The following is a 21,543-nucleotide window of genomic DNA, read 5'->3' on the forward strand; positions in this document are numbered from 1 at the left end:
TAGGAGATAAACTATGTTTTTTTGAAAATTTACAAATTAATAGCCCCAGTAAAGAGGAAAGTAATAAGAATCTTGGTGATGCGGATTATGTTGTTGAGCGAGGGGCTGGGTTGGATAATTTTTCGTTTCACGGTTTTGATTGCAGTTTGCCGGAGGACCAATTACAGTAGTTGATTGAATAGGGGAAACCGCTTGTTTCCATTGTTGTTCATTGAGGCAGTAAGTATGGGCCATCATATGAGCCGGAGTTAATCTTAAAATATCAGAACCGAAAATAACTTCTGGCGCTGGGGCATTGAAAATAGCTAATAAATGAGTATTATCTGCTGTAGCAATTTCATAATGCCACCACGCTTGTGGAATGTTGGCAACTTGCCCCGGTTTTATCGGTAAGTTTAAAATTTGATTCGTAAATGGATTAAGTAAAGAAACAACAGCAGACCCTGAAATACAATAAACAAGTTCAGCTGCATTTTGATGAATATGTGGTTCTACAACATTTCCTGTACTTAAATAAATATCTAATAAAGAAGTATTTTCTAAAGTATTTAATTGTTTAATACCGAGTACATTTATATAATTTTGGGCATCTTTCCGAAAAAAATTACTTTTATTTACATCATAAGTAAAATTGGTTGAGGGAGAGGTATAGTCGATGTTGGCAGTCAATTGTATTACCCGCCTTTCTATAGGGAAGTTAGGTTACAAAATTAGGATATGAGTCTAGTCTTTGTTTTGTGCTGTTGTCGGCAGCTTAATAAATTCACTTATTTCATAAAGAATAAGGTGTTAATACTAAACTATATTCGTATTCCCATTCATACTTTGGATTGATGGAAAAAAGTAATGAAAATGTTAATTTAAAAGTACATCAATCATTTATAAGGAGTGAATGTTCATGTCATTTAGTGAAATGATTAGAAATGAAGTACTCAGTTGGGCGGGTGTTTCTGAAAAACCGCATCGATTTGGTGGTATTGAAATAAATTATAGTAAGAAAGAACTTGGCCATCTTCATGGTGATAAATTAGCTGATTTACCATTTCCGAAGTTAAAGCGAGATGAATTAGTGAAGCAAGGATTGGTAAAACCACATCACGTATTACCTGAATCAGGATGGATCAGTTATTATATAAAGAGTGAAGAGGATATTCCATTTGCAATTGAGTTATTTCGTATGCAATATGACCGAATTAAAAAGTAATGAAATAAAGTAGGGTAATAAAAATTTATTTTCATGTCACATCCCTCCTTAATCGTTCGTCTTGTATGTAGAACGATAAGGAGGGATTTTATTATGAATACATTTGATGTAGCAATTATTGGCGGTGGGCTTGCTGGATTAACAGCATCTATATATTTAGCGAAAGCTGGAAAGAAAGTGATTGTATTAGAAAAATCCAGTCAATTCGGTGGCCGAGGGATGACTATAAATAAAAATGGAATCTGCATGAATCTTGGTGCACATGCTTTATATAGAGGCGGAGCAGCGTTTATAACTTTTAATGAGCTCGGTTTGAATCTTCCAGGTGGAATACCATCTACAAAAGCACATGGAATATGGAAAGGGGATATATTCACTATCCCAACAGATTTTCGCTCAATTTTATCAACACCACTACTTTCGTGGTCTGCAAAAGTACAATTCTCACGTCTTATGATTCGTTTAGGAAATTTAGATGTAGGAGAAGTTCCGAAAATGAGTCTAACTACATGGGCAGAAAATGAAATAAAAGATCCAATGGTTCGCAATATATTTTATGCGCTATGCCGGACAACAACATATACGTTTGCTCCTACAATACAATTAGCATCATCTGTACTAAAGCAAATACAGCTTTCTATAAAAGCAGGAGTGCTTTATGTAGATGGTGGTTGGGAGACGATAATAACAAAATTAAGAGATTTAGCGAATGATGTCGGGGTAAAATTTTTGGCTAAAAAGCATGTTTTGGAAATAGAGCATTATGAAGATAAACAAAGAATACATTGTGTTGATGATGAGGTTTTTGAAGTAGGTACAGTCATCGTGACGACTCCGCCAAAAGAGGCTTGTAAAATAATAAAAGGTGCAGAAGGAACAAGTTTGCATAGATGGAGTGAACAATCGGTACCGGTTACTGTTGCTGCATTAGATATTGGCTTGAGACAATTACCCAATCCTACACATCAATTTGTATTAGGATTAGATCAACCTATATTTTTCACAAATCAATCGAGAGCAGCTAAATTAAGTGAAGATGGATCAATTGCAGTGAGTCTAATTAAGTACCATAATCCTATGCTAGAGATGAATCATATTCATGAAGATAAAGAACAGTTGGAAAGTACGATGGAGTTGTTACATCCAAATTGGAAAAGAGAAGTTGTTGCACAGCAATATTTACCGAAAATAACAGTAGTACATGATTTTCCTCATATTGACCGTGTTGAAAAGCCGGGTCCTAATATACCTGAAATGCCAGGTGTTTATGTTGCAGGAGATTGGGCAGGTCATGATGAAATATTAGCTGATGCTGCGGTAGCAAGCGGGAAACGTGCAGCGTTACACATTTTAAAGCAATATGAAAGTGAGGCAGTTCATCATGGAAACGGAGCAGTTATATGAAGCGTATCAACCATTATTATTTTCGTTAGCATACAGAATCCTTGGGAGTGTTATGGATGCTGAGGATATCGTTCAGGATGTATTTATCTCGCTAAATAATATAGAAGATCCTCAATCTATAGAAAATATGAAAGCATATTTATGTAAGATGGCGACAAATCGTTCAATTGATAAATTACGATCGGCAGCGCATAAACGTAACGTGTATGTAGGGATGTGGTTGCCAGAGCCAATTGTAGAAGAGAGTGATGAGCCATCAAAGTCATTTATAATGAAAGAATCCCTTTCCACCGCATATTTATTACTTTTACAACAATTATCTGAGGTAGAAAGGATTGTTTTCATATTAAGAGAGGTTTTCAGTTATGAATACGAAGAAATAGCTTCAATTGTTGATAAGAGTAGTGTGAACTGCAGGAAAATCTTTCAACGTGCTCGAAAAAGCATGTTGGAGAAACCGAAGCAATCAAAATTAAGCACGGAGAAAATGGCTTCTTATGTTGAAAAGTTTGTATCATCATTACAGTGTGGGGATGCGGAAGGTATGTTAGAAGTATTAAAAACAGATGCTATACTCAAAGCTGATGGTGGTGGTAAAGTTACGACTGCTATTAACCCGATTTATTCTGCGGATCGAATTATACGTTTGTTCTTTGGGATTGCACAACGATTGACAGAAGAGTACACTGTTGATTTCAAAATGGTCAATGGTATACCAGGAGTTATAGTTACAATAAATAATAAAGTAACTTATGTTCTTTCGTTTGCATTTGAGGATGAGAAAATTTCAAATATTTATATGATGGTTAACCCTGAAAAACTTATGCATTTAAATGTAAAAATATAAAAAAGCGCATTTCTTCAGAAATGCGTTTTTTTATTATTTTTCTAACATTTCAAGAGGTACATCTTTTTCGCCAGCTACCTCAAATTTAATTTCCCCGTCTTCTTCATAAATACGTGTAATAATCGGTATAGTAATCATTAATTTTTTATGCTGCTTTCGTTTTCGAGCAGCATCTAAGCTAATCACGTTCATTTGTAAGCATCCTTTCTTCTGGAAATATATAAACAAAGAAAATGCGTCCGAAAAGGGCGCTTAATTGAATTTGAAATACCGATTCATTTAAATGGGGTTTATATAATTTAATAACTGCAATTTTAATATGAAATAATATGAATGGAATAATTGCACGTAGAAATTAACTTTACCAAAAAACGAAACAATATGCTATAAAAAATTATAAATCTTTGTCATATAACAGGAAAAAGGTTTTTGTTTCGCATATAATAAAAAGTAGACGGGCAGCAAGAGCTTTTTCATCATATTGCTTTGGAAAGGCGATGAAAAAAATGGATACGTTAGATTCATTATTATTTCAACTTGAACAATATGGAGAAGAGCATGATCGAAATAAAAAAACACGGGAAGAAAAATTACGGAATATTACTCGTGAGATGGGGCAATTTTTATCAATTTTAGTAAAAGGGTGTAGCGCAAAAAACATTTTAGAAATCGGAACTTCTAATGGCTATTCTACATTGTGGTTAGCTAATGCGGTAGAAGAAACAAATGGAAATGTAACAACTGTAGAGCTTTCTTCAGAACGAGTTGGAGAGGCACTTGTCAATTTTGAAAAGGCAAACCTTTTACAAAGGATTGATGTTCATAATCAAGAAGCAGGGGCATTTTTAGATGCGCAATTAGATCATTCATTTGATTTTATTTTCCTAGATTCAGAGCGTACGCAATACATGTGGTGGCTTGAGCATATAAAACGCATTTTACAACCAAAGGGTTTTCTTGTTGTTGATAACGCAACCTCTCATGCAAATGAATTAGCCGAGTTTAAAAAAATGATAGAAGAAGATGAAATGTTTGAAACGGTGTTATTGGCATTTCAAAATGGAGCATTCGTAGCGCGCAAGAAGAAATAGGAGTGAGCGCAATATAATTATCACATTGAAAAAGGGTGTATGTCAAAAGATTGAGTACAGAAGGATAGAAGAACATAATTTATATACGTAACATACGAAGAATCCGCCTTCAGCATGTCGTTCTCTAGGTCTTAAGTCTGAGGAAAATTATGTTGTTTACAGGTATACTTATAGTAAGAAACAGGGAATGACTGCATAAACAGGCATTTCTAAAAAAATCGATTTCAAGCAATCAGAATGTATATGAAATACGATATAATAGATGAAATATAGTGCATATAAATTCGCACATATAAATAAAGGAGCGATTTTGTTGACTGAACTCGAGAAAAAAGAACCTGTATCGATCGTGAAAGATAATAATGTAGAAGTAGTGGTTGATACAGTTATAAAAGATGCAGAATTAGAGGAACTGAATAAAGAAGCTGATCTTTATGTACAAAAGTTAAATAGCGAGCAAAATACAGATTTATCAAAAGTATTGTCTCAGCTAGGAGATTTAGGAGATAAAGAGCAACAAGCAGCAGGACAAACGTTGTCAGCATTAAAACGTCCTGTAACAGCGATGATGAATGGAAAAAACGAAGAAATTCCAAATACATTGTTAGAATTACGAAAAGTGGTATCAGAACTTGATCCGAATTCATTAAAAGCAAGTGGTATGAAGAAAATTATGTTTAAAGTATTCAAGAAAAACCCACTTGAAACATACGTGCATAAATATCAATCTATAGATAAGCAAATTGAGGAGATTATAAGATCCCTTCTAATTGGTCGTGACAACTTACAAGAAGATACAGTTGGTCTTGAAATGCTTAAAGAGCAATCGCATGATAAAATTCACGCTCTTGATAAGCAAGTATACTTAGGGAGAAAACTTGCTGGCATGCTGGAAGCTGAGAAACAAAATCCAGAACGTCAAAGAGATATTCCATTAATTAACGATGCGTTAGAAAAGATACTTGTACGTACACGTAATATGCAGCAAGCGAAAAGTGTGTTATTACAATCTATCGCATCTGTAGACATTATTAAGAAAAATAATGAAAAGTTAACGGAGGCAATTCGTAATGCAATTACGATGACGCAAAACGTTGTAACGGTTTCAGTTGCTATTCAGCTAGCGTTAACAAATCAACGGAAAACAATCGATGCAGTGAATGCGACAAATGAAGCAATTGAATCAATGGTATTAAGCAATTCTCAAGCATTAAAACAAAATACAGAAGAAACAACAAAACTGCTTGAAAATCCTGCAATTAGCATGGATAAATTACGCGAGTCATTCCAAAACGTATTCGCTGCAATTGAAGCTTCTGAGAAATCGTCAGAACGTATTATCGAGTCAAGTAAGAAGTTTGTTATTGAACTAGACACATTTAATGATGAAATGAAACAAAAACTCATTCAGCGCCCAAGAAAATAGCAGACTTTTAGAGGAGGTGAAAAAATGAGTTTCATTCAAACTGTATTAGTACTATTAGGTACATTGCTTTTAATCGCATTTACTGTCGTTGTATTAGTTGTATATTTCGGACGTAAACTGTATTTTTCATGGACGAAGCCATATAAAAGAGCACACGATTCTTTAGATAAGTTATCGAATAAATCATTACCGTTTCTACAAGAATTTACACAACACCCTCTCTTTTATCGTTGGATTCGTACGGAAGGAAAGAAAGAACAACATACATTAAACACTCTTTTCTGTGCATCGGGTCAACGTACGAGAGAGCAAGTATTCTCGATGTTACCGAAAGAAAAACAGAAAAAAGTACATGTAATGGCAAAAACAACGAAAAAGCTTACGAATGAAGATATTGATGTAGCGGCGATGAAAGTAAAAGATTTTTTAAGACAAGAAACGCAGCAAACTGTAAAACCGACAGATTTATCGTTTTATAAATTGTATTTTTATGATCGATATCCAGATGCATTAAATACAATTCAAGCGTATAAACGCTCAATAAATCCTTCATTACAACGAACGGTTGATGATATTACAATTTCAGTATTAAATGCTTTGCCGTATTATCAAGAACAACGCATGTTTGAGCAACAACATAAACTTGAAACGTTCTTAATGAAAGATTTAACGGCCATGTTATCGTTGGTAGTACAATTACCACCTTCACAAAGACCAGAGAAAGAAGAAGAACTGAAAATCTACTTGGAAAATTTCCAAAAAGAAATGGAAGTAGTAGAGCGAGATATTCGCGACTCAATTGATCACGATTTAAATGTGAAGATGAGAGCAGCGACTGAGAAGTTTAAGAATAAATAACAAAAAGCGCCTTAAAAGCTAAGTATCACAGCTTTAGGGCGCTTTTTGTTATGAGATTTTATTTTGCACTAACGGTAGTATGACTAGAAGCCACACTTTCATTATGCAATCGATCAACTGCAGTTACGACATACGTATACGTTTCTCCAGAAATAACGGTTTTATCTACATAAATTTCTCCAAGTTTTGTTTTTCTTACAGTAGTAAGTAAATTTTTCGGATTTTGTATATCCACTTCATTTTTCCCATTCGCGCGGTAAATAGCGTAATAAGTAGAATCATTATCTCTATTGTCAATGATACCGATTGCAATACCTTCATCTCTTGGAATGGCACCTTTTAAAGTCGGTTGTTTTGGTGGATCATGATCAAGCCAAGGCATAGGCGGAATTAATGCAGGATATTTATATATGTCTTTTGAGAGTCTATCTTTAGCTCCAAGTGGATTGTTATTAATATCTTTTAAGCTAAAATGCATACTACCTTTTATTTCGGGATATAGCCGGTTTAATGCAATTTGTCTTGGATATTCTTCTGGATCAGACCAAGCAGGGACGGAGTTATTATTAATTTTATAGGCCGCTTGACCGATGTATAGGTGAATCGGTTTGTTATTTGTTTCTTTAACCCACCAATCTACTAATATGTCATATGCAGCTGGGGTGAAACCTATATTCCAATATATTTGCGGTGTAATGTAGTCAATATATCCTTTTTGTATCCACTCACGTGTGTCAGCATAAAGGTCATCATAGTTTCTTTGGCCTGCGGTTGTGTTAGAGCCAGTCGGATCGTCAGCTACATTTCTCCATACGCCGAACGGACTAATGCCAAACTTTACATATGATTTTTCTTGTTTTATAGCAGTATTTAAATCTTTTACAAGTTCATTTACATTGTTACGTCGCCAATCTTCTATATTTGTAAATCTACCGTTATTATATGTTTCGTACGTTTTCTGATCTGGAAATTCTTCACCGGCCACTTTATATGGATAAAAATAATCATCCATATGCAGCGCATCAATATCGTAATTTTGCACGATTTCTAAAGCACCTTCTGTTATAAATTTTTTCACTTCTGGAATACCGGGATTGTAATATAACTTTCCGCCATAAGGGACAACCCAATTGGGATGTTGCCTTGCAGGGTGATTATTTGATAATCGATTTATATCGGTGTGATTCATCGTTATTCGGTATGGGTTAATCCAAGCGTGGAATTCTATATTTCTTTTATGAGTTTCTTCAATCATAAATGCAAGCGGGTCATAACCAGGATCTTTTCCTTGTGTTCCTGTAATGTATTCAGACCAAGGACCGTAATTTGAAGGATAGAAAGCATCAGCGGTTGGTTTAATTTGTACAACAACTGCATTCATACCAGTGCTTTTTACATCGTCTAATAATCTTATAAATTCTTGTTTCTGTTTTTCAATGGGTAAGCCAGTTTTTGAGGGCCAATCAATATTCAGAACAGATGCAATCCATACAGCACGTAATTCATGTTTTTTGTATGCAGTATTTACTTCAGCATAAGTAGAGTGAGGGGGAATGAAAGAGAAAGGGATGAACAAGATGACGATACAACATATCATTAATAAACGTTTAACGATCATTTATACGCCTCCCTATCATATGATTATTTAAAATAATATAGGAGGCGAGGTTGACTTTGCAATAGAGAAAATTGCATATTGAAACATTAATTTAATAGGAAAAATATTTTTAATGAAATTTACTTTCATTATAACTAAATTCATTTACTACTTCATATGCTTGTTAGTAAAGTGAAACTTCCTTTCATTTGAAGGGTAATAAATTATAAGTATAGGAGGATTAATAAATGAAAGTTTTGTTCGTCTGTTCTGGAGGAATGTCCAGTGCAATTGTTGTAAACGCTTTAAAAAAAGAAGCGGAGAAAAATGGTGTGAACATGGAAGTGCATGCAATTGGAACGAATGAGGTAGAGGAAGAAGTAAAGAATGGCTGGGATGTCGTAATGGTGGCACCTCAAATAAGACACCGATTTGACTCTGTAAAAAAATTTGCAGAGGAGGAATCTATTCCGTGTGGCATCATTCCACCGCAAGCATACACGCCACTTGGAGGCCCGACTTTATTAAAAACTGTAAATGAATTAATTAGTTAGGAGGAAGCGTTATGAATAAGTTTGTCACGTTTCTTGATAAAAACTTATCTGGCCCGATGGCAAGGCTTTCTGAGCAGAGGCATCTACAAGCAATCCGTGATGGAGTTATTTCGGCGTTACCATTTATTATAGTAGGAAGCTTTTTTTTAATAGTAGCATTTCCACCACTGCCGAAAGATAGTTTCATATCGGTTTGGGCATTAAAGAATCAAACAAGTATATTGATACCATATCGTTTAACTATGTTTATTATGTCCTTATATATAGCATTTGGAATAGGATATAATTTAGCGAAAAGTTATAAATTAGATGCTTTATCAGGAGCACAGCTTGCGGTATGTTCACTACTTTTAACATTAACGCCTGAGTTAATTGATAAAAAAGGATTCATGCTTCCGATGACAAATCTTGGAGGTCATGGATTATTTGTGACGATGATCGTCTCTATTTTATCAGTTGAGATTTTAAGGTTTTGTAAGAAGAATAACGTAACGATAAAAATGCCAGAACAAGTACCACCGTCAGTATCACGTTCATTTGAAGCACTTATACCTGCAGCATTCGTTATTATTATGATGAGTCTTATTACAGTCGTTTTTAAAGTTGATTTACATTACGTTGTAGATAAACTAGCCGCACCGTTAGTAAAAGCTGGTGATAGTTACTTTGGCGTTATTATACCTGTATTTTTAATTACGTTTTTCTGGTCTTTCGGGATACACGGAGTATCAGTTGTAGGTACTGTGGCAAGGCCACTTTGGGATGTGTATTTAGGAAAGAACGGTGAAGCTGTAGCAAGTGGAGCGAGTCATTTTCCGTTTATTGCACCAGAACCGTTTTATCAATGGTTTATTTGGATTGGTGGTTCGGGTGCAACGTTAGGGCTTGTGTTAGCTATGATTATATTTGGTCGATCAAAATATTCAAAAGCATTATCGAGAACATGTATTGTCCCTGGGATTTTTAATATAAATGAACCGGTTATATTCGGTTTGCCGATTGTATTAAATCCAATTTTAATTATTCCTTTCGTCATTACCCCGTTAGTAACAGCTACTATAGCGTATGCTGCAACCGCAATGGGATTTGTAACACCAACGCATATTATGCCGCCATGGACATTACCTGCTCCAATTGGTGCATATTTAGCAACAGGTGGAGATTGGCGTGCGATTGTATTAGTTTTTATAAATATAACAATATCGTTCCTTATTTATTTACCATTCTTTAAAATGTACGACAAAAATATGCTTGAAATCGAAAAGAATGGTGACGGAGAGTCGGTTAATCCTTAATCTACATGCTGTTATTTTGAGTGATAGACTTTTTGTCTATCACTTCTTTCACATTAAAACTAGAAAGGGGGAAATAGAATGAATATAAAATTTAGTTATAAAGGTGTGTTTTTATTACTATTTGGAGTGATTTGTGCAAATTTACTTTTTGTCCCTTTATTAGGCATGCTAAATTTATCACAAATGCATAGTATTTGGCTCGTTACAAGTATTGCGGCAAGCGTTTTGCTTACGGTAGTTGTTTCTTTCATTGATGGATCGTTTGCATCGAAAGCTCAGTTGTTTTTTAGATTTATATTGTTTTCGATTGGTTGTACGTTCGTTACTTACATGATTGTTTTTTAGTAAATAGGAGGTCATGCATGTTATGTATGTTGCAGGGGTAATGTCCGGTACTTCGTTAGACGGAATAGATGTAGCACTCGTTCATATAGATGGAAGCGGTGTAGATTCTAAAGTTGAACTCATCCATTTTACTACTGTGCCATTTTGTAATGATATGAAAAATGATATCCAGCAGGCATTATCAATAGAAAATTCAAATGTACAACTTATATGCAGTTTGAATTTTAAACTCGGTTTACGCTTCGCAAACGCTGTAAAGGAAGTTTGTAAAGAGGCCAATTTTCCTTTGAGACAATTAGATTTAATTGGTTCTCACGGACAAACGATTTATCATCAGCCACAGCAAGATGGAGGTATGATTCCTTCTACATTACAAATTGGAGAACCAGCAATTATAGCGTATGAAACGAATACGACGGTTATTTCTAATTTTCGAACGATGGACATGGCAGCTGGAGGACAAGGAGCACCACTTGTACCATATTCAGAGATTATTTTATATCGTCACCAAACTAAAAATAGACTACTACAAAATATCGGCGGGATTGGTAATGTGACTGTAATACCAAGTCAACTAAGTGAGAAAAGCGTTATAGCATTTGATACAGGTCCAGGTAATATAGTAATGGATGAAGTATGTCAAAGGTTGTTTCAGTTGTCATATGATCAAAATGGTAACATTGCAAAACAAGGAGTAGTTGTAGAAGAGGTTTTGACATATTGTATGAATCATCCATTTTTGAAAATGAATCCACCGAAATCAACTGGTAGAGAACAGTTTGGAGAAGCGTTTGTGACTGGATTATTGAATCGATTTAAAAAGCATAGTAAAGAAAATATATTGGCAACTGTCACGATGTTTACAGCATGTTCAATTGTTCATCATTATAAGGCGTTTATTTTGCCGTATTATGAAATTGATGAGGTGATTTTAGGTGGTGGTGGAAGTTATAATAATACACTTGTTGAAATGTTACGGAATGGATTAAGAGAAGAGAAATGTAGCATATGTATACAAGAAGATATTGGTCACTCTTCAGCAGCGAAAGAAGCAATTGCGTTTGCTATTTTAGCAAACGAAACGTATCATCGTAATTCAAGTAATGTGCCGAGCGCAACAGGTGCTAAGAATTCCGTAATTTTAGGGAATATAACATTCCCTCCATACGCAGATGAAAATGAGGCGAACATATGAAGTATATGATTGGAGTAGATGGCGGGGGAACGAAGACAGAGGCAATTGCATTTGATCAAGATGGAAATGAAGTTGTAAGAGGTACGAGCAGATTTGGAAATGTATTAATAGATTTTGATCAGGCACTTTTGCATATTATGGAAGCAATTAATCAATGCCAGAAGAGTTTAATGAATGAGCATTGCGTTTGTATTTGTTTAGGATTAGCTGGTATAAGCGGAGGGAATACAAATGAATTAATATTACGTTTAAAAAAGAAATACGGAACAAAAATTGAAATTTTTAATGATGCAATGATCGCGCATGCAGCTGCTTTAAAAGGTAAGGAGGGAATATTAACTATAGGTGGTACAGGTGCAATTTGTATAGGAAAGAAAGGGGAAGTATATCAGTATAGCGGTGGATGGGGACATATTTTAGGAGATGAGGGGAGCGGATATTGGATTGCATTACAAGCTTTAAAGAAAATGGCAATTCAGTTCGATCAAGGAATCAGTCTTTGTCCATTGAGTTTGAACATTCAAAGGCAGTTTCAACTTTTGACACCGTCTCATATAAAAAGCTTAGTATATACTTCTTCTAAAGATAAAATTGCAGCAATCGCGCCATTAGTTATTCAGGAAGCGAGAAATGGCAATGATGATGCGCATGAAATTATGATGCAAGCTGGAAAGGAATTGGCAAGGATTACAGTAAGTGTTTATAACAAGTTGAACTTTAAGCACTCAACGCCAATTGCAGTAAGTGGCAGTATATTGCGTTTAGTTCCTGAAATATTTGCTGTATTTAAGAAATGCTGTGAAGATAGTATGAAAGAAATTACATTCGTATCACAAGCAGAAATGGCAGTGAAAGGAACATATTATTTAATGAGGGATATATATTTTTAAAAATAGTGTATGAGAATTTTTGTATGATTTGTAAAAATATGATGTTAAAATGTATAAAGGGATGTATGTTAAAAACGTACAATATACGTAGTAATTGAATATTGTATATGTAATCCCATGTAGAAAGTGAATGATTACATGATTAATAGTATGCAGTTTTTATATTTGGTGGCTTCTTATTTAATTGGAAACATATTGACCGCTTATATAGTAACAAAATTGAGACATAACGTTGATATTAGGGATGAAGGAAGCGGAAATCCTGGCGCAAGAAATATGGGGCGCGTATATGGAAAAGGGTATTTCATCGCTACATTTTTAGGTGATGCGATTAAAGGGGCAATCGTTGTTGCTGTAGCAAAATATCTTTTTGAAGATCCTACATTCGTAATGTTAACATTATTGGCCGTTATTATTGGACATATTTATCCAGTTTTATTTAAAGGCAAGGGCGGTAAAGGTATTTCAACATTTATAGGAGGACTAATCGCATTTGATTATTTGATAGCGCTTACCCTCTTAGGCATTTTTATTGTATTTTATTTAATATTTAAAGGGTTTACGAAGCCAGGACTAATTACAATTGCTTGTTTACCAATTTGTATGATTCTTTATTCTTATTCTATTGTTACCACTATATTAAGTGGAATGATTATTGTACTTATTCTATATGTGAATCGAGAATAAAATGAATGTTTAATAAGTGGGGATAATCTCCACTTATCATTTTTTATTAAATAGATAAAGGAGATAAGGCATGGGGTTAATTTATAAAGTTGCTGATCAAGATTGGGAATTTGAAAGTATACATAAATTAAATTATAAAACTTTTGTGGAAGAGATACCACAACATGAAGAAACGAAAGACCGGTTTCGTATAGATCGGTTTCATAAAGAAAATACATATTTAATTTGTTTAGATGAGGATAGATTAGTAGGTATGGTCGCAGTGCGGGGAAAACGACCATTCTCGTTAGATTATAAAATCTCAAATTTAGATGTTTATTTGCAAGAGCATGGAGAAAAAATGTATGAAATTCGTTTGCTTTCAGTAGAACGTGAATATAGAAATGGAAGAGCGTTGTTAGGATTAATTCGTTTTCTACATCGTTATTTGCTTCTAAATGGATATGAATTAGCACTCATTTCTGCAACAACACGTGAACTAGCTTTATATGAGCAAATGGGATTCAAATCTTTCCATACGTTAGTTGGTACAGAAGAAGCAGCCTTCCAGCCAATGTATGTTACCCCTGCTATGTTTGAAGAGTCGAGTGTTGGGGGGATTATGACGAAAGAATATACGTTTTTACCTGGTCCAGTAGATATTGAAGAGAACGTTCGAAAGGCATTTTCTACGCGGCCTATTTCGCATCGCTCTAAGTCATTTCAAGTGATGATGGGCAATGTAAAAAAACGGTTACTTTACATGACAAAAGCAAAACATGTACAGCTTATGTTAGGAACAGGGACGTTAGCAAATGATGCGATTGCTTTACAGTTACGTTCTTTAAAAGGGAAAGGACTAGTATTAACAAATGGGGAATTTGGTAATAGATTAGTTGGACATGCAAAACGAGCACGGTTACATTTTGATACGTATAAAAAGGAAATGGGAGATCCATTTATTTATACCGAATTAGAAGAAATCATGACAACTGGAAATTATGAATGGATTTGGTTTGTTCATCATGAAACATCTACTGGAATGTTAAACGATTTAAACGAGCTAAATACTCTTTGTAACGAGAATCAAATAAAACTATGTGTAGATTGCATAAGCTCAATTGGAGCAATACCATTAGACTTGAAGGATGTGTATTTTGCAAGTGGTGTTAGCGGTAAAGCGATTAAATCATATACAGGAATTTCTTTCGTTTTTCATAACCACATTGTAAAAATAAACGAGGCTGTGCCGGCCTATATGGACATTGGTATGTATGAAGAAAATGAAAGCATTCCATACTCACAATCATGGAATTTAATTTATGCATTACAAGAAGCGTTGAAGAGATTTGAAGATGAAAAGGTATTTGTAAAAATTAAAGAGACATACGAGTATGTTGAAGAAGTTATTACTGATATGGGCTTAAAGCTTGTTTCACCTAAAGAACATGCCGCGCCAATTATACTTACTATTGTATTAAGCGAAGACCATTCTTCTAAAGTAGTAGGCGATGCATTAGCATTACAAGGATACATCGTTCATTATGAGTCATCTTATTTACAAAAGAATAATTGGATCCAAATTGCATGTTTAAATCATTATAAAGAACGCGATATGAAGAGGATGTTAAATTGTTTGCAAATGTGTTTATTTCAGAGTGGGGTACATATATAAAGATTTTTTCTTTTCGTATAAAGGAGCTACGACTTACGAAAACTTAGAAATAGAACTTTGGAAGAGGTGTCAGTATGATAACTAGAAAACTACCATTACATATAGACGATATTAAAAAAGCTCACAAAATTCTAGATAGAAATGCTCGTAAAACGCCATTAGTAAAATCTTTTTACTTGACTAGTAAAACGGGCGGAGAAATTCATTTGAAATTAGAAAATATGCAATTAACGGGTTCTTTTAAATTTCGTGGCGCATTTAATAAAATGTCGCGGCTCACGGATCAAGAAAAAGAAAGAGGTGTAATCGCATGTTCAGCAGGTAATCATGCACAAGGAGTTGCATTATCTGCTCATTTACTCGGTATTAAGAGTAAAATTGTCATGCCAATTTCTGCACCGCAGGCGAAAGTTGAAGCAACTAAAGGATATGGATCTGAAGTGATTTTACATGGTGAAACCTTTGATGATGCAAAGGTAAAATGTGAAGAAATTATAAGGGAAACAGGTGAAACATATTTACATCCATATGATGATGTAGAGGTAATGGCTGGTCAAGGTACAATTGGATTAGACATTCTTGATGATATGTGGGATGTAGATACTGTCATTGTACCAATAGGTGGAGGCGGAATTATTTCTGGTATTTCTGTAGCATTAAAATCTTTTAATCCATCGATTAATATAATTGGTGTCCAAGCAGATAATGTTCATGGAATGAAGGCATCTTACGATAAAGGAGCAATCGTAGAACATTATGAGGCGCCTACTATTGCAGATGGTTGCGCAGTTAAAATACCAGGAAAATTAACATTTGAAATTGTAAAAGAATTAGTAGATGATATTGTAACTGTATCAGAAAAAGAGCTGGAAGTAGCGATGAAAGATTTATTACAACGTGGGAAAGCTGTTGTAGAAGGTGCAGGTGCATTAGCAACTGCTGCACTTCTTGCAGGAAAAGTTGATAGCTATATAAAAGGAAAAAAAGTAGTAGCGGTTATATCTGGTGGGAACGTAGACTTACAGCGCATATCAAGTGTATGTGAGCACTTTTTTGTCGCTAATGAAGTGAATTAGTTTTATGAAAGAAGAGCGAAGAGAAATGATCTTAGCTCTTACTTTTTGTCTACCATTTACTGTAAGTAGCAATAAGCTTGCAAAATTTGCTGTTTAAAAATTATTTTATTTAAGCGCCTATTTTTACCCATATCTTTAATGTTACAATAATTATTTCAATATTGTCGAAACGTAAGCAGAAATTTAATATAATAGTTTTAATGTGCTAATGAGCGGTGAGGAGGGCAGGTCATGAATAAAGAAGAACAGGTCATGAACGGTTTCAGGGAATTATATAATAAGCTGGTTTGGCTTAATAAAGATAAGATGGAAGAAGGTCTTAAAGGTTTTAAGTCTTCTGAAGTTCACTGCATTGAATATATTGAAAACAATGCAGATTCTAACGTGACGCAACTCGCAGAGGCTTTTTATGTGACTCGCGGTGCTATAAGTAGAATGACTAAGAAGCTCATACAAAAAGGCCTTGTTGAAAGTTACCAAAAGTCAGAAAATAAGAAAGAAATTTATTTTAAGCTTACCGAACAAGGGAAAGAAATTTATAAAATCCATGAAAATCTGCACAAAGAGTTTCAAGAGCGGGATAAAGCTGTATTTGAACAAGTAACTGAAGAAGAATTCGACAGTATAATTAGCTTTGTGGAAAAGTATAGTAGACATTTGGATGCAGAAATAAAGAAACAAGGTATACATATTAAATCGTAATACATTTTAATAATAAAATGGCAGCCTTACTCTAATATGAGAATAGGCTGCTTTTTTATTATTTCATCTTTGTTGACTAATCAACAAAACAGGGTTATCATTTTGTTGACAAAGCAACAAAACATTTTAAGGAGAGAAGTTAAATGTCTATATTTAGATCACAAAATGAAAGGGAAACTGAAAAAAGCATAGATAAACATGCGTTACTATTCGGACTTATTTCTGTATTTCTTTGTGGTATAGGTTTCAGTATCATCATGCCTGTAGTCCCATTCTTAGTACAGCCATATACAAGTAATCCGGAAGAACAAGCATTAGTTGTTACACTACTAACTTCCGTATATGCGGCCTGCGTGTTTTTAGCTGCTCCAGCACTCGGGGTTTTAAGCGATAAGTATGGCCGTCGTCCATTACTTTTAATATGCTTATTTGGTTCTGCAATTGGGTACTTGGTTTTTGGCATAGGAGGAGCTTTATGGGTATTATTTGCTGGACGGATAATAGAAGGAATAACAGGCGGAAGCATAAGTACTATCTTCGCATATTTTGCAGACATCATTCCGAAAGAGCAGAGAACGAAATACTTTGGATGGGTGAGTGCAGTTGTAGGTGCGGGAACTATTATTGGACCAACTCTTGGGGGCTTACTTGCAAAGTTTGGTCATTCTGTACCTTTATACTTTGGAGCGTTCATAACTTTATTAAATGTTTTATATGGTATGAAATACATGCCTGAGAGCCTTGACAAAAATAACAGGTTAAAAGAGATTACTTTTGTAAGGTTAAATCCTTTTGCACAGCTAGCAAATATACTTTCCATGAAAAATTTAAAATGGTTACTTATCTCAGCGTTTTTACTTTGGATACCTAACGGATCTTTACAAGCAATTTTCACGCAATTTACAATGGATACTTTCAGTTGGAAACCTGCATTAATCGGACTTATGTTTTCAATTTTGGGCTTTCAAGACATTGTTTCACAAAGTTTTATAATGCCAAAGCTTTTAATCAAGCTTAGTGATAAACAAATAGCAATTCTTGGGATGGTTTCGGAGATTATAGGATACAGTTTTATTGCAGCATCAGCTGTATTTTCACTCTCTCCACTACTTATCGTTGGAATGCTAATGTTTGGTTTTGGGGATTCAATTTTCGGGCCTTCATTCAACGGGATGCTTTCAAAGTCTGTCAGTTCTAATGAACAAGGAAGGATTCAAGGTGGAAGCCAATCTATTCAAGCTTTAGCAAGAATGATTGGTCCGATTATTGGAGGACAAATCTATGTATCACTTGGTCATGCCGCACCTGCTTTTATGGGTATGATTCTTATAGTAGCGGCAATAGCAGTTTTGTATAAGGGAACGTATGAAACTGTATAACAGATAGATATAAGAACAAATAAAAGGGAGTCAGAACTTAGGAACAAGTGCTGATTCCCTATTTGTTTACGGTTTGAGAGCTAAGAGAAATGCTTTTGTTTAGGAATTTATTCTGCTATGCTCTCATGGTGAAGGGTAATATTCAGTGAGGTGGAACTATTATTAATTACAGTTAGCTTTATTTGAAAGTAAAAAGGTAGGTAAATGACTAGATAATTTCATTATGCTTGTGCTGAAGTAAATAATGACTCCATCTTTACTTTGCTCTTTTCTCGAATTTCAGCATCTGCGTGTCTCATAACGTATTTATGCGCTACAGCGATTGCTAAAACATCATCTAATAAGCCAATCCCAATAATAGCAGCTATATCTGGAATGAAGTCGATTGTTAATACGTAATAAGATAAAGCGGCTAATATTATGAATTTCGCTTTAGTAGGTAATTCTTTCTTTTTCATTGTGTAGAATAAAATAATACTTTCATATACGCTAGATTTACCGAGGTTTACAGAGCTTTTTTTGAACTTTTTCCAAAGTGTCTGTTTCTCCATATGAACGCTCCTTTTACAAAAACATAGATTTTTTAAAAGGGTGGACAAAGAAGTGAGAGATTAATCAATTTTATTGTTTTTCTTAATTATATATTTCCATAAAAATAGGGGATTACCTGTTTAAAATAATATAATGTGGATTATGCAACGATTCATAGTGTTCCGTTACATAGTATATATATTGTAAAATGTATGTGGATGATTTAGTTATTATTATGCATTTTATAAGCCGTATGGGGGAAGCAAAATGAAAATAATAGAACTACCAATTGAATTCGAATTTAACGGGCAAAAACAATGTGTTTATCCAAGTTTAATTATAGTACATAATGAATTAACGTTAGTCGATACAGGATATCCAAGTTTTTTACCTTTAATTGAAAATGCAATATTAAAACATGGATATGAGATGAAAAACTTAAAAAATATAATTATTACTCATTATGATGATGATCATCTAGGGTCTGTATACGATTTTAAAGTGAAATATCCTCAAATTAATGTTATTGCTAGTGAAATTGAATCTAACTATATTAGTGGTGATATAAAATCAGAGAGGTTAGTTCAAGCTGAAGAAATGTTAGAACGTATGCCAAATGAAGAAAAAGAATTTGGTAAATGGTTTATACAACAGTTAAAAAATATAAAACATATTTCCGTCGATGAAAAAGTGCATGATGGTCAAATGATTTTGAATAATGAATGTCAAATAGTAGCGACGCCAGGACATACTTCGGGGCATATTTCATTATATTTTCCGAATTTAGATTGTGTAATTACGGGAGATGCGGCTGTTCAAGAGAATCGTGAGTTAGTAATAGCTAATCCGAATTTTTGTTTGGATATAGAAAAAGCGAAACAGTCTTTAAACAGGATTAAAAGTTTTAAAGCAGCAGAGTATTATTGCTATCATGGAGGAAAGCTTACTGTATAAATTAATGAAAACCGGTCTTTCCTAAATCGAAAAGATCGGTTTTTTAGTTCATATATTTTGCGATTTCAACCAAATCAGTAACATTATATTTCGGTAAAATTGAAATATATATGTAAAGAAGAATATATATAATTTGAGCAAGGGTATAGGGGGGAGAAGATGGGTTCGTTATTTGATGTAATAGCAAAATTAAGAAGTTCATTTTGTCTTCTACTAACATGGAAGCATTAATAAAATCTGAGAAAAAGCAAAAAGATTTTGTTCATCTAGTACAGGATGAATATAAAAAAAGAAGATAAGAATTTTTTTATTTTTCATATTTGGCGAAACAAATGGTACAATGAAAGCTAATGTGAAAAATAAGGAAAAGAAGTGGTCTATTTGAAAAACTTTTTAGAATTAGGAATTAGTGAAACTTTTAATCATACATTACGTGAAAATGGAATTACAGAAGCAACACCAATTCAAGAGAAGGCAATTCCTGTTATTATGTCAGGTAAAGATATTATTGGGCAGGCGAAAACAGGAACGGGTAAAACGTTAGCATTCGTGTTACCGATTTTAGAAAAAATCGATCCAGAGTCTAGTGATGTTCAGGCTTTAATTGTTGCACCAACAAGGGAACTAGCTCTGCAAATTACAACTGAAATTAAAAAAATGCTTGTTCAAAGAGAAGATATTAATGTACTAGCGATTTATGGTGGGCAAGATGTAGCACAACAATTGAGAAAATTAAAAGGTAATACACATATTGTTGTAGCGACACCGGGGCGATTATTAGATCATATACGACGTGAAACAATTGATTTAAGTAATCTTTCAACGATTGTATTAGATGAAGCGGATCAAATGCTTTATTTCGGTTTCTTATATGATATTGAAGATATTTTAGATGAGACACCTGATAGTAAACAAACGATGTTATTCTCAGCAACGATGCCAAAAGATATTAAAAAATTGGCGAAGCGTTATATGGATGAGCCGCAAATGATTCAAGTACAAAGTGAAGAAGTAACGGTTGATACAATTGAGCAGCGTGTCATTGAGACGACAGACCGTGCAAAGCCAGATGCACTTCGTTTTATTATGGATCGTGATCAGCCATTTTTAGCTGTTATTTTCTGTCGTACAAAGGTTAGAGCAAGTAAGCTTTATGATAATTTAAAAGGATTAGGTTATAATTGTGCTGAACTTCATGGTGATATACCTCAAGCGAAACGTGAAAGAGTTATGAAGAGTTTCCGCGAAGCTAAAATTCAGTACTTAATCGCAACGGATGTAGCAGCTCGTGGACTTGATGTAGATGGTGTAACGCACGTATTTAACTTTGATATCCCTGAAGATGTAGAAAGTTACATTCACCGCATTGGCCGAACAGGACGTGCAGGTGGATCAGGTCTTGCAATTACGTTCGTTGCAGCGAAAGATGAAAAACATTTAGAAGAAATTGAAAAAACGCTTGGTGCACCAATACAAAGAGAAATAATCGAACAACCGAAGATAAAACGTGTAGATGAAAATGGAAAACCGGTACCAAAGCCGGCTCCGAAGAAATCAGGTCAAAATCGTCAAAGAGATAGCCGCGAAGGTTCAAGAAGTGATTCAAGACGTGATTCCAGAAATAGCTCAAGAAGTGATTCAAGAAATAGTTCGAGAAATAGTTCGAGAAATGAAAATAACCGATCATTTAATAAGCCAAGTAATAAAAAAGGTAGTACAAAGCAAGGTCAGCAAAGACGTGGTCGTTAAATAGTTATAATTGTAAAAGAGTCGCAAAATATTGTGGCTCTTTTTTTGTTTGTATACAACAAGGATGATGGCAAGAAAAAACAAAAATTTCATTCACCGTATTTG

Annotated in this window: 22 protein-coding genes; 18 read left to right on the plus strand and 4 right to left on the minus strand. The window is 34.3% G+C overall.

Annotated elements, in window-relative coordinates:
- Positions 1–36 precede the first annotated feature (36 nt).
- Positions 37–669, minus strand: coding sequence for a cupin domain-containing protein (locus tag NST27_RS11620; RefSeq protein WP_000126321.1), 633 nt, complete (start codon positions 667–669; stop codon positions 37–39).
- A gap of 229 nt (positions 670–898) precedes the next feature.
- On the opposite strand from NST27_RS11620, the gene NST27_RS11625 reads away from it, so the two are divergent.
- The 3 genes from NST27_RS11625 to NST27_RS11635 all read left to right on the plus strand — a co-directional run bounded on the left by NST27_RS11625 (position 899) and on the right by NST27_RS11635 (position 3,455).
- Complete coding sequence (locus NST27_RS11625) at positions 899–1,204, plus strand: luciferase domain-containing protein (protein WP_000010326.1); 306 nt, start codon at positions 899–901, stop codon at positions 1,202–1,204.
- 93 nt (positions 1,205–1,297) lie between these two features.
- Positions 1,298–2,608 carry a phytoene desaturase family protein gene (locus tag NST27_RS11630; protein ID WP_001091200.1) on the plus strand — a complete coding sequence of 437 codons (1,311 nt, stop codon included), beginning with the start codon at positions 1,298–1,300 and terminating at the stop codon, positions 2,606–2,608.
- Positions 2,586–3,455 (plus strand): sigma-70 family RNA polymerase sigma factor, encoded by an 870-nt coding sequence (locus NST27_RS11635; RefSeq protein ID WP_000447142.1) that lies wholly within the window; start codon positions 2,586–2,588, stop codon positions 3,453–3,455. Before NST27_RS11630 ends, NST27_RS11635 begins: the two co-directional genes overlap by 23 nt.
- A gap of 33 nt (positions 3,456–3,488) precedes the next feature.
- On the opposite strand, the gene NST27_RS11640 is transcribed toward NST27_RS11635, so the two are convergent.
- A complete protein-coding gene (locus tag NST27_RS11640) occupies positions 3,489–3,647 on the minus strand; it encodes a hypothetical protein (protein ID WP_001100984.1) in 159 nt (52 codons plus the stop codon).
- 305 nt (positions 3,648–3,952) lie between these two features.
- On the opposite strand from NST27_RS11640, the gene NST27_RS11645 reads away from it, so the two are divergent.
- The 3 genes from NST27_RS11645 (at position 3,953) to NST27_RS11655 (ending at position 6,830) form a co-directional block, all read left to right on the plus strand.
- The gene (locus NST27_RS11645; RefSeq protein WP_002005067.1) at positions 3,953–4,546 is read left to right on the plus strand and encodes an O-methyltransferase; all 594 of its coding nucleotides are present in this window, start codon (positions 3,953–3,955) and stop codon (positions 4,544–4,546) included.
- Positions 4,547–4,859: 313 nt separating this feature from the next.
- Positions 4,860–5,972: a toxic anion resistance protein gene (locus tag NST27_RS11650; RefSeq protein ID WP_047386109.1), complete on the plus strand. Its 1,113-nt coding sequence runs from the start codon at positions 4,860–4,862 to the stop codon at positions 5,970–5,972.
- A 24-nt stretch (positions 5,973–5,996) separates the two neighbouring features.
- Complete coding sequence (locus NST27_RS11655; protein WP_000008381.1) at positions 5,997–6,830, plus strand: DUF3974 domain-containing protein; 834 nt, start codon at positions 5,997–5,999, stop codon at positions 6,828–6,830.
- 58 nt (positions 6,831–6,888) lie between these two features.
- On the opposite strand, the gene NST27_RS11660 is transcribed toward NST27_RS11655, so the two are convergent.
- Positions 6,889–8,448: a glycoside hydrolase family 10 protein gene (locus NST27_RS11660; protein ID WP_000636007.1), complete on the minus strand. Its 1,560-nt coding sequence runs from the start codon at positions 8,446–8,448 to the stop codon at positions 6,889–6,891.
- 227 nt (positions 8,449–8,675) lie between these two features.
- Between NST27_RS11660 and NST27_RS11665 the strand changes: the two genes are divergently transcribed.
- From NST27_RS11665 to NST27_RS11710, 10 genes are all read left to right on the plus strand, one after another.
- Positions 8,676–8,981, plus strand: a complete 306-nt coding sequence (locus NST27_RS11665) for a PTS sugar transporter subunit IIB (RefSeq protein WP_000865907.1) — start codon at positions 8,676–8,678, stop codon at positions 8,979–8,981.
- 11 nt (positions 8,982–8,992) lie between these two features.
- Positions 8,993–10,276, plus strand: a complete 1,284-nt coding sequence (locus NST27_RS11670) for a PTS sugar transporter subunit IIC (RefSeq protein ID WP_001032294.1) — start codon at positions 8,993–8,995, stop codon at positions 10,274–10,276.
- Between the two features lie 78 nt (positions 10,277–10,354).
- Positions 10,355–10,621 (plus strand): hypothetical protein, encoded by a 267-nt coding sequence (locus NST27_RS11675; RefSeq protein WP_001021963.1) that lies wholly within the window; start codon positions 10,355–10,357, stop codon positions 10,619–10,621.
- Positions 10,622–10,643: 22 nt separating this feature from the next.
- Positions 10,644–11,816, plus strand: coding sequence for an anhydro-N-acetylmuramic acid kinase AnmK (gene anmK, locus NST27_RS11680; RefSeq protein WP_000289007.1), 1,173 nt, complete (start codon positions 10,644–10,646; stop codon positions 11,814–11,816).
- Positions 11,813–12,706: a BadF/BadG/BcrA/BcrD ATPase family protein gene (locus tag NST27_RS11685; protein ID WP_000876618.1), complete on the plus strand. Its 894-nt coding sequence runs from the start codon at positions 11,813–11,815 to the stop codon at positions 12,704–12,706. The genes anmK and NST27_RS11685 overlap by 4 nt, the downstream gene beginning before the upstream one ends.
- A gap of 138 nt (positions 12,707–12,844) precedes the next feature.
- Complete coding sequence (gene plsY / locus NST27_RS11690) at positions 12,845–13,393, plus strand: glycerol-3-phosphate 1-O-acyltransferase PlsY (RefSeq protein ID WP_000610871.1); 549 nt, start codon at positions 12,845–12,847, stop codon at positions 13,391–13,393.
- Between the two features lie 70 nt (positions 13,394–13,463).
- A complete protein-coding gene (locus tag NST27_RS11695; RefSeq protein WP_000523048.1) occupies positions 13,464–15,047 on the plus strand; it encodes an aminotransferase class V-fold PLP-dependent enzyme in 1,584 nt (527 codons plus the stop codon).
- A gap of 74 nt (positions 15,048–15,121) precedes the next feature.
- A complete protein-coding gene (gene tdcB / locus NST27_RS11700; RefSeq protein WP_000632961.1) occupies positions 15,122–16,123 on the plus strand; it encodes a bifunctional threonine ammonia-lyase/L-serine ammonia-lyase TdcB in 1,002 nt (333 codons plus the stop codon).
- Between the two features lie 231 nt (positions 16,124–16,354).
- Positions 16,355–16,825, plus strand: coding sequence for a MarR family transcriptional regulator (locus NST27_RS11705; RefSeq protein WP_001030901.1), 471 nt, complete (start codon positions 16,355–16,357; stop codon positions 16,823–16,825).
- A gap of 143 nt (positions 16,826–16,968) precedes the next feature.
- Positions 16,969–18,204 carry an MFS transporter gene (locus tag NST27_RS11710; protein WP_000021822.1) on the plus strand — a complete coding sequence of 412 codons (1,236 nt, stop codon included), beginning with the start codon at positions 16,969–16,971 and terminating at the stop codon, positions 18,202–18,204.
- A 221-nt stretch (positions 18,205–18,425) separates the two neighbouring features.
- Here the strand turns inward: NST27_RS11710 and NST27_RS11715 are convergent, their stop codons facing one another.
- The gene (locus NST27_RS11715) at positions 18,426–18,755 is read right to left on the minus strand and encodes a YkvA family protein (protein ID WP_000415089.1); all 330 of its coding nucleotides are present in this window, start codon (positions 18,753–18,755) and stop codon (positions 18,426–18,428) included.
- Positions 18,756–19,002: 247 nt separating this feature from the next.
- Here NST27_RS11715 and NST27_RS11720 point away from each other — a divergent pair, with 247 nt between their 5' ends.
- Together NST27_RS11720 and NST27_RS11725 are read left to right on the plus strand one after the other, a co-directional pair.
- Positions 19,003–19,689 (plus strand): MBL fold metallo-hydrolase, encoded by a 687-nt coding sequence (locus NST27_RS11720; RefSeq protein ID WP_000691171.1) that lies wholly within the window; start codon positions 19,003–19,005, stop codon positions 19,687–19,689.
- Positions 19,690–20,061: 372 nt separating this feature from the next.
- On the plus strand, positions 20,062–21,438 hold the full coding sequence (locus NST27_RS11725) for a DEAD/DEAH box helicase (protein WP_001987322.1): 1,377 nt from the start codon (positions 20,062–20,064) through the stop codon (positions 21,436–21,438).
- Positions 21,439–21,543: the final 105 nt, after the last annotated feature.

The sequence above is a fragment of the Bacillus sp. FSL W8-0770 genome (genome assembly GCF_038008705.1).
Lineage (GTDB): Bacteria > Bacillota > Bacilli > Bacillales > Bacillaceae_G > Bacillus_A > Bacillus_A cereus.

Coding starts and splice junctions, on each gene's coding strand:
- NST27_RS11625 (WP_000010326.1), top strand. CDS start 899: ATGTCATTTAGTGAAATGATTAGAAATGAAGTACTCAGTTGGGCGGGT.
- NST27_RS11675 (WP_001021963.1), top strand. CDS start 10,355: ATGAATATAAAATTTAGTTATAAAGGTGTGTTTTTATTACTATTTGGA.
- NST27_RS11705 (WP_001030901.1), top strand. CDS start 16,355: ATGAATAAAGAAGAACAGGTCATGAACGGTTTCAGGGAATTATATAAT.
- NST27_RS11645 (WP_002005067.1), top strand. CDS start 3,953: ATGAAAAAAATGGATACGTTAGATTCATTATTATTTCAACTTGAACAA.
- NST27_RS11630 (WP_001091200.1), top strand. CDS start 1,298: ATGAATACATTTGATGTAGCAATTATTGGCGGTGGGCTTGCTGGATTA.
- NST27_RS11635 (WP_000447142.1), top strand. CDS start 2,586: ATGGAAACGGAGCAGTTATATGAAGCGTATCAACCATTATTATTTTCG.
- NST27_RS11640 (WP_001100984.1), bottom strand. CDS start 3,647: ATGAACGTGATTAGCTTAGATGCTGCTCGAAAACGAAAGCAGCATAAA.
- NST27_RS11685 (WP_000876618.1), top strand. CDS start 11,813: ATGAAGTATATGATTGGAGTAGATGGCGGGGGAACGAAGACAGAGGCA.
- anmK (WP_000289007.1), top strand. CDS start 10,644: ATGTATGTTGCAGGGGTAATGTCCGGTACTTCGTTAGACGGAATAGAT.
- NST27_RS11670 (WP_001032294.1), top strand. CDS start 8,993: ATGAATAAGTTTGTCACGTTTCTTGATAAAAACTTATCTGGCCCGATG.
- NST27_RS11695 (WP_000523048.1), top strand. CDS start 13,464: ATGGGGTTAATTTATAAAGTTGCTGATCAAGATTGGGAATTTGAAAGT.
- plsY (WP_000610871.1), top strand. CDS start 12,845: ATGATTAATAGTATGCAGTTTTTATATTTGGTGGCTTCTTATTTAATT.
- NST27_RS11710 (WP_000021822.1), top strand. CDS start 16,969: ATGTCTATATTTAGATCACAAAATGAAAGGGAAACTGAAAAAAGCATA.
- tdcB (WP_000632961.1), top strand. CDS start 15,122: ATGATAACTAGAAAACTACCATTACATATAGACGATATTAAAAAAGCT.
- NST27_RS11665 (WP_000865907.1), top strand. CDS start 8,676: ATGAAAGTTTTGTTCGTCTGTTCTGGAGGAATGTCCAGTGCAATTGTT.
- NST27_RS11720 (WP_000691171.1), top strand. CDS start 19,003: ATGAAAATAATAGAACTACCAATTGAATTCGAATTTAACGGGCAAAAA.
- NST27_RS11655 (WP_000008381.1), top strand. CDS start 5,997: ATGAGTTTCATTCAAACTGTATTAGTACTATTAGGTACATTGCTTTTA.
- NST27_RS11715 (WP_000415089.1), bottom strand. CDS start 18,755: ATGGAGAAACAGACACTTTGGAAAAAGTTCAAAAAAAGCTCTGTAAAC.
- NST27_RS11660 (WP_000636007.1), bottom strand. CDS start 8,448: ATGATCGTTAAACGTTTATTAATGATATGTTGTATCGTCATCTTGTTC.